The organism is Bradyrhizobium sp. CSA207 (genome assembly GCF_029051685.1).
Taxonomy (GTDB): Bacteria; Pseudomonadota; Alphaproteobacteria; order Rhizobiales; family Xanthobacteraceae; genus Bradyrhizobium.
The window spans coordinates 157,611-174,280 of record NZ_JAACFT010000005.1 but is presented as its reverse complement, the minus strand read 5'-3'; the positions used below and the strand labels follow the sequence as shown (position 1 = coordinate 174,280).

The window sequence follows — 16,670 nt, the reverse complement described above, 5'->3', positions numbered from 1 at the left end:
TGTTACCAGCGATAATGCGAGAAGGCCCGGTTGGCTTCCGCCATGCGGTGCACGTCTTCACGCTTCTTGACGGCGTTACCCCGGTTGTTCGACGCGTCCAGGAGCTCCGCAGAGAGCCGCTCGGTCATCGTCTTCTCGTTGCGCTCGCGCGCAGCCGAGATCAGCCAGCGAATGCCCAGCGCCTGCCGGCGCACCGAGCGAACCTCGACCGGAACCTGGTAGGTCGCGCCACCGACGCGGCGGGAGCGCACTTCGATCGTCGGCATGACGTTCTCGAGTGCCTGCTCGAACACGCCGAGCGGGTTCTGCTTAGTCTTGGATTCGATGAGGCCGAGCGCACCGTACACGATGCCTTCGGCAACCGACTTCTTGCCGGCATACATCACCGAGTTCATGAACTTCGTGATGATGATGTTCCCGAACTTCGGATCGGGAAGGACTTCGCGCTTTTCCGCTGAGTGGCGACGAGACATGGAGGTGGTTCCCGCTTACTTCGGACGCTTGGCGCCGTACTTCGAACGGCGCTGCTTACGGTTCTTGACGCCCTGGGTATCCAGAACGCCGCGGAGGATGTGGTAGCGCACGCCCGGCAAATCCTTGACGCGACCGCCGCGGATCATGACCACCGAGTGCTCCTGGAGGTTATGGCCCTCGCCGGGGATGTAGCCGATCACCTCGAAGCCGTTGGTCAGGCGCACCTTGGCGACCTTACGAAGCGCCGAGTTCGGCTTCTTCGGCGTCGTGGTGTAGACGCGCGTGCAAACGCCGCGCTTCTGCGGCGACTGCTGCAGCGCCGGCACCTTCTTGCGCGACTTCTGCACTTCCCGCGGTTGTGCGATCAGCTGGTTGATCGTCGGCATCCTGGCCTTCACCCTTTTTCTGCCGCGGCCCGTCGCCGGGTCCGCAAATTCGTTCCGGACTACCCGCCCGAGGGGCCGCCCTGCACGGAACAATCCGCACAAAGCGAAATTGCGCCAACCGCTCCATCAATGAGCGGAAAGCGTTTCGACGCCACAGAGGACCGCAGTCTTTGGACCGATCGGCGAAAACGCCGCAGTCCGCGCACCGAGGTCATGCATCCGAGTTCGATCTCAAGAGAAAGTGCTCAAGAGAACTAAAATCGCCTGGCATTGCCTAGCTATGAGCGACAGCGTTTGAGCGGCATTCGTCGAGGTTGGTGCCCGTCCTGCGCCCCCTAGAGGATCAAACGGGTGGCCCGTTCCGACGCTGGCGATGCTCACCGCCTGTCGTTAAGTGAGGCGCTTTCTATAAGTGGGTGTCGATCAAGTCAAGGCGAAACGACGGGCACGAAGCGCTTCTCGCGCTCGGAGAAAACCACCGTTTGGTCGCCTCTCCGTGTCTTCCGGGTGTGGGAACGAAGCGCCTGCTTCGCCACCGCGCGAGCGATTTATACCCGGGAGAAATATACTTTTATAACCAACGCTAAGGCTTTTTTTCATGTTGATGCGTCAAACTGCCTTCTTGGGCAGAGTTTAGCGCCATGCGGTACACTGACGTTGCCATCATCGGCGGGGGCTTCTCCGGCTTGACTGCCGCCGCGATGCTCGGTCATGCCGGCATTTCGACCGTGTTAATTGACCCGCACGAGACCTATCCGGCCGATTTTCGCGTCGAAAAACTCAGCGGCCAGGTCCAGATCGAGCGATTCCTGAACACCGGGATCGGAGAATCGGTGCTACGCCGCGCGACATTGCCGGCGAGAACTGGATTGCGCGATTCGGCCGCCTGCTCGACAAGGCGCCAAGCCGGCAGTTCAACATGCTCTATGATTCGCTCGTCAACGCCGTCCGTGACGAAATCCCCGAGACGGAGTTCGTGACGGTAGAAGGTCCGGCTCGCCAACGGCGGGGGCGAAGGCGTTCGACCTCCGCTCAGCTGGGCGCGCTTGATTGCCTGATCGGCTCAGGGGCCGCTGCGGCCGCTTGGAGGAACGTTGCATATCGAACCGAACTTCCTCGGTCATTCCTCCTCGTCGTCGTCCTCATCATTCTCGATATTGTCGTCATCGTCATCTTCGGCGTCATCGTCGGCATGAGCTGCGGCACCATGCGGCTGGTGGGTCTGGTCGTCCCACAGCTTGCGATAGGTGCCGGCCTTGGCCAGCAGCTCGGCATGCGAACCGCGCTCGATCGCCCTGCCCCCTGAGATCACGATGATCTCGTCCATCTCGACCACCGAGGTCAGGCGGTGGGTCGACCAGATCATGGTGCGGCCCTTGGCGACCTTCAACAAAGTCCGGTTGATCGCGGCCTCCGTGGTCTGGTCCAGCGCCGAGGTCGCCTCGTCCAGCAGCAGTACGGAGGGATTGCGGATGATCGCGCGCGCGATTGCGATGCGCTGGCGCTGGCCGCCGGACAGGGTATCGCCGCGCTCGCCGACCGGCGTGTCGTATCGCTGCGGCAGACTCATGATGTAACGGTGGATCTCGGCCTTCCTGGCAGCCTCCTCCACCTCTTCGTCGGTGGCACCCTCCTTGCCGAGACGGATGTTCTCGCGGATCGACATGTTGAACAGCATGTTCTCCTGGAACACGACCGCCATGCTCCGGCGCAGCGAGTCCAGCGTCACCTTGCGGACATCGACGCCGTCGATGGTGACGCGCCCCTCGTCCGGCACGTAGAGCCGCAGGATCAGATTGAGCAGCGTGCTCTTGCCGGAGCCGCTCGGACCGACGATGGCGATCCGCTTGCCGACATCGAGCTTGAGGCTGAGATTATCCAGCACCGGCGTCTGGCTGCCTTCGTACTGGAACGTCACGCGGTCGAAGGTGATGTCGTGGGTGACGCGCGGCAGATCTGGCGCGCCGGCACGATCGGCGCCGCGAGTCGGCTCGTCGAGCAGCTCCTGGATGTGGCGGATCGCGGCGGCCGAGGAGATCGATACCGGCACGAAATGCATCACATGGGCGATGTTGTAGGAGACTTCCCAGAACGCGCTCTCGAAGGTGACGAAGGTGCCAATGGTGATCTGGCCCTTGGTTGCGAGATAGGCGCCGATCGCCAGCACGACGAGGTGCAGAAGCAGCACCGAGATGGTGACCGTCCGCTCCACCATGGTCGAGAGGAACGCGGCCGAGGCGATCTTCCTGCGCGTCTCGTCGTTGCGGAAGTTGAAGAAGCCGAACATCCTGCGTTGCAGGCTGAACGCCTTGATCACGGCCTGCGCCGCCACGTTCTCCTGCACCATGCCGAGCAGCGCGGACTCGTTGAGCTTCTGCTCGTAGTTCGCCTGCACCGCTTTCGGCGTGAGCATCCGCGGGCCGATTAGGGTGATCGGAAACACCAGCAGTGCGACCACCGCAAGCTGCCAGTTCAAAAAGAACATCAGGATGATGCCGGCGATCAACTCCAGGAACGGCAGCGCCGCACTGTTGGCAAACGTCTTGACCGAGCCTTCGAAGGCCGAGAGGTCGACCGAGAAACGCGACAGGATCTCGCCGCGCTTGGTGCGGCCGAAATAGGCCGCCGGCAGGTCCTGAACGTGCTCGAACAGGCGCTTGCGCACGTCGGAAATGATGCAGGCAGCTAACCGCGCGTCCCAGCGCTCGTACCAGACCGCCACGATCGATGTGAAGATGCCTGCGGCCGCGAGCACGCCGAGGATCTTGTACAGGGCCTGGAAGTCTTCCTCACCCAGTGCGTCGTCGATCAGGTATTTCAGGCTGAGCGGCATGATGACGTTGAACAGCGTCTCGATGACGACGCCGAACCCCACGAATGCCAGCATTCGCTTGTAGTTCGTCAGATAAGGTTTGACGAAACCCAGGATGGTCGCAAGCGCGCCGGCGGCTTCGCGCGCGGTAAAGACGACGAGGTCTTCGTCCTCATCGTCGTCGTCGAGCTCCAGTTCGTCGTCCTCGCCTTCGTCGTCCTCGTCGTCTTCCAGCTCGGGCTTGTCATCGGCCACGAGCTTGTCCTTGAGCTCAGCCGCCTCTTCCGCAGCGAGCTTCTGTTTGTCGGGCGAAAGAGGCTTGGACGCCATGAAACCAACCGATGCTGACGGCCGGCATGACCGCAGAGAAAGCAGGGAAATAGCGCAGAGCCGCTATCGCACCGATTCTATGCGATCAGGATCAATTCGGCAAAGCAATTGGCGAATCCATCCGATCCTGCGGCTAGTCGTCGTCCTCGTCATCGACCTTGTCGAAGAAGGAATAACGCAGGCTGTCTGCGTCGGCATACCACTGGCCCGGGCCCTTGTTGGCGGCGAGCGTCGCCTCCCAGAGCGCATCGGTGCAGTCCTTGCGGTGCATCGACAGATCGAAGCCGTTGCCGAAGAAAAGTTCCGACCATTCCCACCAGGTGCCGAGCTTCTTGACCCCGCGCAACAGGTCGTAGCGGTCGATCAGCGCAGGCGCCATGTCGGAGGTGATCGAGCCGAACACGAGTCCGGTCTTGACCACGCGGTTCAACTCCCGGATTGCGCGAACCACCTGTTTCGGGGAAACATGGCAGAGGCTGGTCTCGAACACGAAATCGAACGCGCCGTCCTTGAACGGCATGTCGAGGATCGAACCGAGCTTGTTGTACTTCTTCAGCGCCTTCGGCGTCTTGGCGTGGATGGCCCGGTTGTTCTCGACGCCCCAGGCGTCGATGCCGCGCTCCCGCAGCGCGCCAACCAGCTCGCCGCTGGCCGAGCCCGCGACCAGCAGCTTGGCGCCCGTGGCCTTGCCCCAGACGATGCCAATGAGCTTCGTCAGGTAGTCGGGATCGGTGAATTCGCGCCATGCCTCGCTATAGGGGCCGAGGCCGCGATAGCTTTCGAAATAGTCGCGGTCGATCTTGTCGGAGAGCGGCTTGTCGCCCTGCGAACGCTCGCGGCGCAGCCGCATCATCTCGCTCAGGATGATGTCGGTCGCCGCATCCGAGGAGTCGAGCAGGCCGTTCAGCGTGGAGTCGAACAGATAGTCGCCGACCAGCACGATGCCGGGGTGCTCCTTCGGGTCGGGCCGATGATTGGTCATCACGTCGCGCACGGGCAGACCGCCCGGAATCGCGTTCACCGACGACAGCCAGCGGTGGATCTTGCCTTCCATGAAATGCGCGCGCGCATCACCGAGCGAAACCGGCAGCGATTTCAGCGCGGCGTCGATCAGCTCCTGGTCCGACAGGTTGGCGAAGGCCAGCGCATCGGAGCCGGGAATGAGCCAGTTCAGGACGCCGTGCTTGCCGACATCGTGGCGCGCGCCCTCGTTATAGACGCAGCAGCCGCCGAAGGCTTCCGACATGAACCAGGCGCCGGAAATCCTGTCACCCCAGAATGGCGTGTCGAACAGGATCGAGACGCGTAGATAGTGCGCCGGACGATCGAAATAGGACACGTGCTTGACCATCGACTTGCGGAGCTGCTCGCCCTCCCAGCCGACGGTCGCAAGCCATGAATGCGGCAGGCAGACCAGCACGAGGTCGAAGTCGCGCGTCTCCGGCCCCTTGCCGTTCATCATTCTGAGCTGATAGCGGCCGCTCGGCGCCTTGCCCACGGTGAGCACGCGGTGATCGAGCTGGATGTCGGCGTTGACCTCGGACTGGAGGCACTCGATGATCTGCTCATTGCCGTTCTGGATGGAATAGAGGCTGATATAGCCGTCGACATCCATCAGGTAATTCTTGAGGGCGTTGAGTCCGTTGGTGTTGTGGCTCTCGGTGGCGATATCGGAGCGTGCCATCACCTTGAAGAAGCGTTTTGCGGTCTCGTCCTCGACCTCCTCGTCGAGCACCTGCTCGGCGGTCTTGTAGGCCCAGGGGTTCTCGTTGTCGTGCGCGCCGACGCCTTCGTAATATTCGATCGGCGACATCTGCTCGGCGCAGCGCTTGCGGAACGCCTCGATCGCAGCCGCGGTCTTGGCACCGTATTTGCGGCGCATGCCGGCCACGTCATCGAGCAGCTCGCCGCCGAACTGCACCTGTTCTGCGTCCATCGGAATCGTCTGCAAACCGAAATGCTGGATCAGCTCGCGCAGCGGGTCGGGTCCGGTCATCGAGTAGTCGTAGATCTCGGCAACGCCGGCCTCATACATCGCGGGCGCGGAATCGAATTTGCGCGTCACGATCTTGCCGCCGAGCCGGTCGGACGCCTCATAAATGGTGACGCGGCAGAGGTCGCCGAGCTTGCGCTTCAGATACCAGGCGCTCATCAGCCCGCCGGGGCCGCCGCCTACGATTGCAAGATCAAGCATGTAAGTTCCGTGGTCTCCGGCCCTGCCCCTGCCACGGGACCACCGGTCTAAGCTCCCTTAGCAGAAGCCCTTTCCAGCCTGAAGGAAAGATGAACAAAGGTTGATCCTGCATCGCAACAAGCAAACAAAGCAGCAAAAAGGCCGGCTTTCGCCGGCCTTTTCATTGTCCTCGGTATTCCTACGGATGAACCATTATTCCGCGGGCGGCAACGCCATCGGCTCAACTTCCGGCGCCGGCGGCACGACGGCCGCCTGCTTCTCGCGCTCGTCGAGAATCATCTTGTCGCGCTTCACGGCGACTTCGCGGATCTTGGCCATGGATGCGCCGGTGCCTGCCGGGATCAGCCGGCCGACGATGACGTTCTCCTTGAGGCCCTCGAGCGGATCGACCTTGCCGTTGACCGCCGCTTCCGTAAGGACGCGGGTGGTCTCTTGGAACGAGGCCGCCGAGAAGAAGGAGCGGGTCTGGAGGCTCGCCTTGGTGATACCGAGCAGAACCGGCGTTCCCGTGGCGATCTTCTTGCCCTCTTCCTTGGCCTTCTCGTTGAGCTGGTCGAACTCGATCTTGTCGACCTGCTCGCCCGAGATCATGTCCGTGTCGCCCTGGTCGGTGACTTCCACCTTCTGGAGCATCTGACGGACAATCACCTCGATGTGCTTGTCGTTGATGAGCACGCCCTGGAGCCGGTAGACCTCCTGGATCTCGTTGACCAGATAGGCCGCGAGCTCCTCGATGCCCTTGACCGCCAGAATGTCGTGCGGTGCCGGGTTGCCTTCCACGATGAAGTCGCCCTTTTCGACGATGTCACCGTCCTGAAGGTGGATGTGCTTGCCCTTCGGGATCAGGTACTCGCGTGGCTCGTCGGTCTTGTCCATCGGCTCGATCGAGATGCGGCGCTTGTTCTTGTAGTCGCGCCCGAACCGGATGGTGCCCGCGATTTCGGCGATGATCGCCGCATCCTTCGGACGCCGTGCCTCGAACAGTTCCGCCACCCGCGGCAGACCGCCGGTGATGTCGCGCGTCTTGGCGCTTTCGGTCGAGACGCGGGCGAGGATGTCGCCCGCCTGGACCTTGGCACCGACGTCGACCGAGAGAATGGCATCGACCGACAGCATGTAGCGGGCATCGCCACCACGGGCGAGCTTGAGCACCTTGCCGTCCTTGCCCTTGACCACGATGGCCGGACGCAGGTCCGCGCCGCCGCGCTGCGAGCGCCAGTCGATGACCACGCGCTTGGCGATACCCGTGGCTTCGTCCAGCGTTTCCGAGATCGACTGCCCCTCGACCAGATCCTCGAAGCCGATGGTGCCTTCGACCTCGGTGAGAAGCGGACGGGTGTAGGGATCCCACTCGGTGATGCGTTGGCCGCGCTTGACCGTGTCGCCTTCGTCGACATGCAGGCGCGAACCGTACTGGATACGGTGCGTCGCACGTTCGGTGCCGTCGGCATCGACGATCGCCACCACCATGTTGCGCACCATCGCAACCAGGTGGCCTTCGCTGTTGCGCGCGATGGCCTTGTTCCTGATCACGATCTTGCCGTCGAAGTTGGATTCGACGAACGATTGCTCGTTGAGCTGCGCCGCACCGCCGATGTGGAAGGTGCGCATGGTGAGCTGGGTACCCGGCTCGCCGATCGACTGCGCCGCGATCACGCCGACCGCTTCGCCGTGGTTGACCGGCGTGCCGCGGGCGAGGTCGCGGCCGTAGCACTTGCCGCAGATGCCGTTGACGAGCTCGCAGGTCAGCGCCGAGCGGATCTTCACCTCCTGGACGCCACCCTGGTGGATCGCATCCAGATGGCTCTCTTCCATCAGCGTGCCGCGCTTGATGATGACCTTGCCCGAGCTGTCACGCACGTCTTCGCAGGCCGTGCGTCCGAGGATGCGCGAGCCGAGCGAAGCGACCACGGTGCCGGCATCGACGATGGCGCGCATCTTGATGCCGAGCTTGGTGCCGCAATCGTCCTGCGTGATGATGCAGTCCTGCGCGACGTCGACCAGACGACGGGTCAAATAGCCGGAGTTCGCGGTCTTCAACGCGGTGTCCGCGAGGCCCTTGCGGGCGCCGTGGGTCGAGTTGAAATACTCGAGCACCGAGAGGCCTTCCTTGAAGTTCGAGATGATCGGCGTCTCGATGATCTCACCCGACGGCTTGGCCATCAGGCCGCGCATGCCGGCGAGCTGGCGCATCTGGGCCGGCGAACCGCGCGCACCGGAGTGCGCCATCATGTAGATCGAGTTGATGTCGGCATCGGCTCCACTCGCCGTCTTCTTGGTGGAGGAGATCTCCTTCATCATCGCCTTGGCGATTTCCTCGGTCGCCTTCGACCAGGCGTCGACGACCTTGTTGTACTTCTCGCCATGGGTGATCAGACCGTCGTTGTACTGCTGCTCGAAATCCTTCGCCAGCGTACGGGTGGTGTCGACGATCTTCCACTTGGAGTGCGGCACGACCATGTCGTCCTTGCCGAACGAAATGCCGGCCTTGAACGCGTTGTAGAAGCCGAGCGCCATGATGCGGTCGCAGAAGATCACCGTCTCCTTCTGGCCGCAGTGGCGGTAGACCTGGTCGATGACGCCCGAGATCTCGCGCTTGGTCATCAGCTTGTTGATGATCTCGTACGAAATCCTCGGGTTCTTCGGCAGGAGGTTGCCGAGCATGACGCGACCCGCGGTGGTCTCGATCCAGCGCGTCGAGACCTTGCCGGTCTCATCCATGCCCTGCCACCGGTACTTGATCTTGGTGTGCAGGTGGATGACCTTGGCGTGCAGGGCATGCTCGAGCTCGGCCATGTCGCCGAACCTCTTGCCCTCGCCGGGCAGACCTTCCCGCATGACCGAGACGTAGTACAGACCGAGCACGATGTCCTGCGACGGCACGATGATCGGCTGGCCGTTCGCCGGATGCAGGATGTTGTTGGTCGACATCATCAGGACGCGCGCTTCCAGCTGCGCCTCGAGCGACAGCGGAACGTGCACGGCCATCTGGTCGCCGTCGAAGTCGGCGTTGAACGCGGCGCAGACCAGCGGGTGGAGCTGGATCGCCTTGCCCTCGATCAGGACGGGCTCGAACGCCTGGATGCCGAGACGATGCAGCGTCGGTGCGCGGTTGAGCAGCACCGGATGCTCGCGGATCACCTCGTCCAGGATGTCCCAGACCTCGGGCCGCTCCTTCTCGACCAGCTTCTTGGCCTGCTTCACGGTCGTGGACAGACCCTTGGCGTCAAGCCGCGAATAGATGAACGGCTTGAACAGCTCGAGCGCCATCTTCTTCGGCAGGCCGCACTGATGCAGGCGCAGCTCGGGACCGACCACGATCACCGAACGGCCCGAATAGTCGACGCGCTTGCCGAGCAGGTTCTGACGGAACCGGCCCTGCTTGCCCTTGAGCATGTCGGCGAGCGACTTCAGCGGACGCTTGTTGGCACCCGTGATGACGCGGCCGCGGCGGCCGTTGTCGAACAGCGCATCGACCGCCTCCTGAAGCATGCGCTTCTCGTTGCGGATGATGATGTCGGGCGCACGCAGCTCCATCAGCCGCTTCAAGCGGTTGTTGCGGTTGATGACGCGGCGGTAGAGGTCGTTGAGGTCCGAGGTCGCAAAGCGGCCGCCGTCGAGCGGCACCAGCGGACGCAGATCCGGCGGAATCACCGGAACCACGGTCAGGATCATCCATTCCGGCTTGTTGCCGGAGTGGCGGAACGCCTCGACGATCTTCAGGCGCTTGGCGAGCTTCTTGTGCTTGATGTCGGAGTCGGTCTCCTGCATCTCGGCGCGCAAGGACAGTTCGAGCTTCTCGAGGTCCATGCCCTTGAGCAGCTCGCGGATCGCTTCCGCGCCGATCATGGCGGTGAAGGAATCCTGGCCGTACTCGTCCTGCGCCTTCAGATACTCATCTTCCGACAGCAGCTGACGGTCCTTCAGCGCGGTAAGGCCCGGCTCCAGCACGACGTAGTATTCGAAGTACAGGATCCGCTCGAGATCCTTCAGCGTCATGTCGAGCAGGAGGCCGATGCGCGAGGGCAGCGACTTCAGGAACCAGATGTGCGCGACAGGGGCTGCGAGCTCGATATGGCCCATGCGCTCGCGCCGGACGCGCGACAGCGTGACCTCGACCGAGCACTTCTCGCAGATGATGCCCTTGTACTTCATGCGCTTGTACTTGCCGCACAAGCACTCGTAATCCTTGATCGGCCCGAAGATGCGCGCGCAGAACAGGCCGTCGCGCTCGGGCTTGAAGGTGCGGTAGTTGATGGTCTCAGGCTTCTTGATCTCGCCGTACGACCAGGACAGAATCTTCTCGGGGCTCGCGATCGAGATCCGGATCTGGTCGAAGACCTGAGCCGGTGTCGTCGGATTAAAGAGATTCATAATTTCTTGGTTCATCGTCTTCTCCTCGCGTGCCGGTCGCCTTCGGCAGCAAATTCGAAAATCACACTGCGGGGCGCCCCGCCCTCAAGTCCCAGGGTGGAGCACCGCTGCCCGGCCGAGCCGGCCGGGCATGATGGATCGCGTTACTCGGCTGCTTCCGCCGTCCCCGGCCCGACCTTGGAATTGTGCAGGTCGACGTTGAGGCCGAGCGAGCGCATTTCCTTGACCAGCACGTTGAACGATTCCGGAATACCGGCCTCGAACGTGTCGTCGCCGCGCACGATCGCCTCGTACACCTTGGTACGGCCGGCGACGTCGTCCGACTTCACCGTCAGCATCTCCTGCAGCGTGTACGCCGCGCCGTAAGCCTCGAGCGCCCACACCTCCATTTCGCCGAAGCGCTGGCCGCCGAACTGCGCCTTGCCGCCCAGCGGCTGCTGGGTGACGAGCGAGTACGGACCGATCGAACGCGCGTGGATCTTGTCGTCGACCAGATGGTGCAGCTTGAGCATGTAGATGTAGCCCACCGTCACCTTGCGATCGAACGCATCGCCGGTGCGGCCGTCATAGACGGTCGACTGACCCGAAGCGTCGAGACCGGCGAGCTTCAGCATCTCCTCGATGTCGGCTTCCTTCGCGCCGTCGAACACCGGCGTCGCGATCGGCACGCCGTGGCTCAGGTTGCGGCCGAGTTCGATCAGTTCGCCGTCGTTGAGCGACTTGATCGTCTCGTCGTCGCCATAGACCTTCTTCAAGGTCTCCTTCAGCGGCTTGATGTCCTGCTTCGACAGATACGCATCGACCGTCTGGCCGATACGCTTGCCGAGGCCGGCGCAGGCCCAGCCGAGATGCGTCTCGAGGATCTGTCCGACGTTCATGCGCGAAGGCACGCCCAGCGGATTGAGCACGATGTCGGCATGCGTACCGTCTTCCAGGAACGGCATGTCCTCGATCGGCACGATCTTCGACACCACGCCCTTGTTGCCGTGGCGGCCGGCCATCTTGTCGCCGGGCTGGATCTTGCGCTTCACCGCGACGAAGACCTTGACCATCTTCATCACGCCGGGCGGCAGCTCGTCGCCGCGCTGAAGCTTCTCGACCTTGTCGAGGAAGCGCTGCTCGAGCCCCTTCTTCGACTCGTCGTACTGCTTCCGCATGGCCTCGATCTCGGCCATCAGCTTGTCGTTGGGCGAAGCGAACAGCCACCACTGCGACTTCGGATATTCCTCAAGCACCGCACGGGTGATCTTGGTGTCCTTCTTGAAGCCCTTCGGACCCGCGATGCCCTGCCGTCCCTCGAGCAGCTCGGCGAGACGGTTGTAGACGTTGCGGTCGAGGATCGCCTGCTCGTCGTCGCGGTCCTTGGCCAGTCGCTCGATCTCTTCCCGTTCGATCGCCAGCGCACGCTCGTCCTTGTCGACGCCGTGACGGTTGAACACGCGCACTTCGACGATGGTTCCCTGCACGCCCGGAGGCACGCGCAGCGAGGTGTCGCGGACGTCGGAGGCCTTCTCGCCGAAGATGGCGCGCAGAAGCTTCTCTTCCGGCGTCATCGGGCTTTCGCCCTTCGGCGTGATCTTGCCGACCAAGATGTCGCCGGCACGCACTTCCGCGCCGATGTACACGATGCCGGCTTCGTCGAGGTTCTTCAGCGCTTCTTCCGAGACGTTCGGAATGTCGCGGGTGATTTCCTCAGGCCCGAGCTTGGTGTCACGGGCCATCACCTCGAACTCCTCGATGTGGATCGAGGTGAAGACGTCTTCCTTCACGATCCGCTCGGAGAGCAGGATCGAGTCTTCGAAGTTGTAGCCGTTCCACGGCATGAACGCGACCAGCACGTTACGGCCGAGCGCGAGTTCGCCGAGATCGGTCGACGGACCGTCGGCGATGATGTCGCCCTTCTTGACGATGTCGCCGACCTTCACCAGCGGACGCTGGTTGATGCAGGTCGACTGGTTGGAGCGCTGGTACTTCATCAGCCGGTAGATATCGACGCCCGACTTGGTCGGATCGAGATCTTCGGTGGCGCGGATGACGACGCGGGTGGCGTCGATCTGGTCGATCACGCCCGAACGGCGCGCCGCGATCGCGGCACCCGAGTCACGGGCGACCACGCCTTCCATGCCGGTGCCGACGAACGGAGCCTCGGCGCGAACCAGCGGCACCGCCTGGCGCTGCATGTTCGAGCCCATCAGCGCGCGGTTGGCGTCGTCGTTCTCGAGGAACGGGATCAGCGCGGCTGCGACCGAAACCAGCTGCTTGGGCGACACGTCCATGTAGTCGACCTTGTCCGGCGTCACCGGCAAGACTTCGCCCGCGTGACGGCAGACCACGAGGTCCTCGGTGAAGCGGCCCTTCGGATCGAGCGGCACGTTGGCCTGCGCGACCGTGTAGCGGCCCTCTTCCATCGCCGACAGGTACACGACCTCGTCGGTGACGCGGCCGTCCTTGACCTTGCGATACGGTGTCTCGACGAAGCCGTACTTGTTCACGCGCGCGAACGTGGCGAGCGAGTTGATCAGGCCGATGTTCGGACCTTCCGGCGTCTCGATCGGGCAGATGCGGCCGTAATGCGTCGGATGCACGTCGCGCACCTCGAAGCCGGCACGCTCGCGGGTCAGACCGCCCGGTCCAAGCGCCGAGAGACGGCGCTTGTGGGTGATCTCCGACAGCGGGTTGGTCTGGTCCATGAACTGCGACAGCTGCGAGGAGCCGAAGAACTCACGCACGGCGGCAGCCGCCGGCTTGGCGTTGATCAGGTCCTGCGGCATGACCGTGTCGATGTCGACCGAGGACATGCGCTCCTTGATCGCGCGCTCCATGCGCAGGAGGCCGATGCGGTACTGGTTCTCCATGAGCTCGCCGACCGAGCGCACGCGGCGGTTGCCGAGATGGTCGATGTCGTCGATCTCGCCCTTGCCGTCGCGCAGGTCCACCAGCGTCTTGATGACGGAGAGGATGTCTTCCTTGCGCAGCGTACGCTGGGTGTCGGGCGCATCGAGGTCGAGACGCATGTTCATCTTGACGCGGCCGACCGCGGAGAGGTCGTAGCGCTCGGCGTCGAAGAACAGCGACTGGAACATCGCCTGCGCCGAATCCAGCGTCGGCGGCTCGCCCGGACGCATCACGCGGTAGATGTCGAACAGCGCGTCCTCGCGCGTCATGTTCTTGTCGGCCGACAGCGTGTTGCGGATGTAGGCGCCGACATTGACGTGGTCGATGTCGAGCAGCGGCAGCTCCTTGTAGCCGTGCTCGTTGAGCGCCTTCATGGACTTGTCGGTGATCTCTTCACCGGCTTCCGCGTGGATCTCGCCGGTCTTCGGGTTGACGAGGTCCTCGGCGAGGTAGTTGCCGACGAGCTCCTCATCCGACAGGCGCAGCGCCTTCAGTCCCTTTTCCTGCATCTGACGCGCACCGCGAACGGTGAGCTTCTTGCCGGCCTCGAGCACGACCTTGCCGGTGTCCGCGTCGATCAGGTCGTTGATGGTCGAATAGCCGCGGAACCGGTTGGCGTCGAACGGAACGCGCCAGCCTTCCTTGGTCCGCTTGTAAAGGATCTTCTTGTAGAACGTGCTGAGGATCGCCTCGCCGTCCAGGCCAAGCGCGAACATCAGCGACGTTACCGGCAGCTTGCGGCGGCGATCAATACGCGCATAGACGATGTCCTTGGCGTCGAACTCGATGTCGAGCCAGGAGCCGCGATACGGGATCACGCGGGCGGCGAACAGCAGCTTGCCCGAGGAGTGGGTCTTGCCCTTGTCGTGGTCGAAGAACACGCCGGGCGAACGGTGCATCTGCGAGACGATGACGCGCTCGGTGCCGTTGACGATGAAGGTGCCGTTCATCGTCATGAGCGGGATGTCGCCCATGTAGACGTCCTGCTCCTTGATGTCCTTCACCGACTTGGCGCCGGTTTCCTCGTCGATATCGAACACGATGAGGCGCAGCGTCACCTTGAGGGGCGCAGCGAAGGTCATGCCGCGCTGACGGCACTCATCAACGTCGTATTTCGGCGGCTCGAACTCGTAGCGGACGAATTCCAGCATCGAGGTGCCGGAGAAGTCCGAGATCGGGAACACCGAACGGAACACCGCCTGCAAGCCTTCATCGGACCGCCCGCCCTGGGGTTCGTCGACCATCAGAAACTGGTCATACGACGCCTTCTGAACCTCGATGAGGTTCGGCATCTCGGCGACTTCCTTGATGTGTCCGAAGAACTTGCGAACGCGTTTGCGACCGGTGAATGTCTGCTGCGCCATCGTGGCCTCTCATTTCGTCGCCCGCCTGGGCGCGCCGTCCAGGACGCAGCTGCCGCCGCTCCCCGGGTTGAATTTTTCGAACCCGTTTTGGGGATCGAAAGTCCAGTTTCAGACCGTCATGTCCTGAATCTGTTCTTCAGACCTTCAAAACGCAAAACGACGCGCGGGGCGCAGTGGCGCGCCCGCCCGTCACAACGATCCTCTTCACGGACTGAAAAAGCCCGAAATAGCCTGCTCTCCCAACGGCTTACAGGGAATTGCGCTATCCCCGCCACCGCGCTTTCGTGCTGTCGACCCGATATGGGGCGACAATAGTGGAGATTCGAGGGGTAAACCCTCAAATCCCCACACTTTTTCGTGTTCGGCCTGCGTCGGGACGTTCCGTCGCACGCCTTTTGCATTCGACCCGCCTCTTCGGGGCCGGATGCCGGCCGCCCAAACTGCGAGTCGGGATCCCAAGCCTTGTTGACGCTCGCCCCGGGATCTCGCGCAAGCAAGCTTCGCTTACTTGAGTTCGACCTTCGCGCCAGCCTTCTCGAGCTGGGCCTTGATCTTGTCGGCCTCGTCCTTGTTCACGCCTTCCTTGACAGGCTTCGGCGCACCCTCGACGAGGTCCTTTGCTTCCTTCAGGCCCAGGCCGGTGATGGCGCGGACTTCCTTGATGACTTCGATCTTCTTGTCGCCGGCGGCGGCGAGAACGACCGAGAACTCGGTCTTCTCTTCGGCCGGAGCGGCGGCAGCAGCGGCCGGGCCGGCCACCGCGACGGCGGCAGCGGCGGACACGCCCCACTTCTCTTCGAGGAGCTTCGCGAGTTCGGCAGCTTCGAGCACGGTGAGGCTCGAAAGGTCGTCAACGATCTTCTGCAGGTCAGCCATTGTTCAGTTTCCTTACGTGTAAGTCTGGTTCGGGTTTGAGTTTTGCGAAGGGCGTCAGGCCGCTTCGCCCTTTGAGGCATGAGCCTGGATGACGCGCGCGAGCTTGCCCGCGGGCGCATTGGCGAGCTGGGCCAGCTTGGTCGCCGGGGCCACGATGAGGCCGACGATCTTGGCACGCAGTTCGTCAAGCGACGGCAGCGAGGCAAGAGCCTTCACGCCGTCGACATTCAGGACGGTCTTCCCCATCGAGCCGCCGACGATGACGAACTTCTCGTTCGCCTTGGCGAATTCGATGGCGACCTTTGGCGCCGCTACCGGATCGTTCGAAGTCGCGATCACGGTCGGCCCCTTCAGCATGGGGCCGATGGCAACGACGTCAGTGCCTTCAAGAGCAATTTTGGCGAGACGGTTCTTCGAGACCTTCACCGAGGCGCCCGCCAGCTTCATCTGCGTCCGCAGCTTCTGCATCTGGGCAACGGTGAGGCCGGAATATTGAGCAACGACCGCGACGCTCGTGGCCTTGAAGACCCCATTGAGCTGTTCGACCGCCTCTTTTTTTGCCGCTCGTTCCACAGCAAGCTCTTTCCGGTTGGCAGTCGTCGCGACAAGCGGGACCGCCGGGTTGCACCCATCGTCCCACCCAAACCTGAACCTCTGGGCCAAAACCCTTTGGACACGCCGGGGCGAGACAACGATTAAAGCCTGCCCTCCCGAAGCCTTTTGGGCCCACGGGGTGTCGAGGTCCGAACCAAACCCATTTCGCACCTGCCCGAAAGCGGAATGCGATGTGAAATCCGGTCTTCACCCGTCTATGCAGGCCATGCGATTAAGCCATTGGGAAATCGAAACTTCCCGCCGGCGCCTGCAGTCTTGGACAGGACAAGGTCAGCCGGCGAACCGCCCGACCTCTGCCCGCATCCCACCACCCGATGGTTTTCCTCCCTTTCCCGGCAAATCCTTGCGGA

At 62.8% G+C, this 16,670-nt stretch carries 8 protein-coding genes and 1 pseudogene; 1 reads left to right on the top strand and 8 read right to left on the bottom strand.

Translation table 11 applies throughout. The features are described from left to right. Positions 1 to 2: 2 nt before the first annotated feature. On the bottom strand, positions 3 to 473 hold the full coding sequence (gene rpsG, locus GWG65_RS07140) for a 30S ribosomal protein S7 (RefSeq protein ID WP_148737852.1): 471 nt from the start codon (positions 471 to 473) through the stop codon (positions 3 to 5). A gap of 15 nt (positions 474 to 488) precedes the next feature. Further along, entirely contained in the window at positions 489 to 860 is a 372-nt protein-coding gene (gene rpsL / locus GWG65_RS07135; RefSeq protein ID WP_007603006.1) for a 30S ribosomal protein S12, read from the bottom strand. 641 nt (positions 861 to 1,501) lie between these two features. On the opposite strand from rpsL, the pseudogene GWG65_RS07130 reads away from it, so the two are divergent. Beyond that, positions 1,502 to 1,824: pseudogene (locus tag GWG65_RS07130) on the top strand (FAD-dependent monooxygenase); the annotation flags it as partial. Between the two features lie 156 nt (positions 1,825 to 1,980). On the opposite strand, the gene GWG65_RS07125 reads toward GWG65_RS07130, so the two are convergent. From GWG65_RS07125 to rplJ, 6 genes are all read right to left on the bottom strand, one after another. After that, a complete protein-coding gene (locus tag GWG65_RS07125) occupies positions 1,981 to 4,002 on the bottom strand; it encodes an ABC transporter ATP-binding protein (protein WP_275194681.1) in 2,022 nt (673 codons plus the stop codon). Positions 4,003 to 4,135: 133 nt separating this feature from the next. Beyond that, positions 4,136 to 6,196 (bottom strand): FAD-dependent oxidoreductase, encoded by a 2,061-nt coding sequence (locus GWG65_RS07120; protein ID WP_275194680.1) that lies wholly within the window; start codon positions 6,194 to 6,196, stop codon positions 4,136 to 4,138. 192 nt (positions 6,197 to 6,388) lie between these two features. Continuing rightward, the gene (gene rpoC, locus GWG65_RS07115) at positions 6,389 to 10,585 is read right to left on the bottom strand and encodes a DNA-directed RNA polymerase subunit beta' (protein WP_275194679.1); all 4,197 of its coding nucleotides are present in this window, start codon (positions 10,583 to 10,585) and stop codon (positions 6,389 to 6,391) included. A 128-nt stretch (positions 10,586 to 10,713) separates the two neighbouring features. After that, a complete protein-coding gene (rpoB, locus tag GWG65_RS07110; RefSeq protein WP_148737857.1) occupies positions 10,714 to 14,829 on the bottom strand; it encodes a DNA-directed RNA polymerase subunit beta in 4,116 nt (1,371 codons plus the stop codon). A gap of 504 nt (positions 14,830 to 15,333) precedes the next feature. After that, entirely contained in the window at positions 15,334 to 15,705 is a 372-nt protein-coding gene (gene rplL, locus GWG65_RS07105; RefSeq protein WP_213772832.1) for a 50S ribosomal protein L7/L12, read from the bottom strand. A 54-nt stretch (positions 15,706 to 15,759) separates the two neighbouring features. Further along, positions 15,760 to 16,278 carry a 50S ribosomal protein L10 gene (gene rplJ / locus GWG65_RS07100; RefSeq protein ID WP_275194678.1) on the bottom strand — a complete coding sequence of 173 codons (519 nt, stop codon included), beginning with the start codon at positions 16,276 to 16,278 and terminating at the stop codon, positions 15,760 to 15,762. Between the last annotated feature and the right edge of the window lie 392 nt (positions 16,279 to 16,670).

Excerpts from the sequence above, each read along its gene's own strand:
- rpsG (WP_148737852.1), bottom strand. The coding sequence starts at position 473 with ATGTCTCGTCGCCACTCAGCGGAAAAGCGCGAAGTCCTTCCCGATCCG.
- rpsL (WP_007603006.1), bottom strand. The coding sequence starts at position 860 with ATGCCGACGATCAACCAGCTGATCGCACAACCGCGGGAAGTGCAGAAG.
- GWG65_RS07125 (WP_275194681.1), bottom strand. The coding sequence starts at position 4,002 with ATGGCGTCCAAGCCTCTTTCGCCCGACAAACAGAAGCTCGCTGCGGAA.
- GWG65_RS07120 (WP_275194680.1), bottom strand. The coding sequence starts at position 6,196 with ATGCTTGATCTTGCAATCGTAGGCGGCGGCCCCGGCGGGCTGATGAGC.
- rpoC (WP_275194679.1), bottom strand. The coding sequence starts at position 10,585 with ATGAACCAAGAAATTATGAATCTCTTTAATCCGACGACACCGGCTCAG.
- rpoB (WP_148737857.1), bottom strand. The coding sequence starts at position 14,829 with ATGGCGCAGCAGACATTCACCGGTCGCAAACGCGTTCGCAAGTTCTTC.
- rplL (WP_213772832.1), bottom strand. The coding sequence starts at position 15,705 with ATGGCTGACCTGCAGAAGATCGTTGACGACCTTTCGAGCCTCACCGTG.